Here is a 315-nt window from a genome sequence, read left to right as displayed (position 1 = left end):
GCATCAGGCGGCCCACCAGCCAGCTGTCGGCGAAGTCGGCCCCGGCAAATTCCACCGTAAAAATATCTTCGCCATCGCCGGCAAAGCTCGCTTCCTTCAAACCTTTTACGGCCGGTGCGGCGGCACCGAGAAAACCCACATGACGCAGGTACCAAACACCGGGTACTGGGTTGTTGGCGGATTCCGGGTGGAAGAAGCTGGCGGAGATTTTGGGAAAGCGGCCGGTATTCACCATTTCGGCAAATTCCGGTTCCACCTGGTCGGGCTCGGCGGTGAGGACGCTGCCGGCAAAGTCCAGGGAGGATACCCAGCCGT

General features: G+C 60.6%; 1 protein-coding gene. It reads right to left on the bottom strand.

The genetic code is table 11. The features are described 5' to 3' along the window. Window positions 1–315 (bottom strand): hypothetical protein (locus MO867_RS22860; RefSeq protein WP_252473431.1); only part of this gene is annotated, 315 nt, incomplete at both ends.

Source organism: Microbulbifer okhotskensis (assembly GCF_023895975.1).
GTDB lineage: Bacteria > Pseudomonadota > Gammaproteobacteria > Pseudomonadales > Cellvibrionaceae > Microbulbifer > Microbulbifer okhotskensis.
This window is presented reverse-complemented; position numbering and strand designations above follow the sequence as displayed.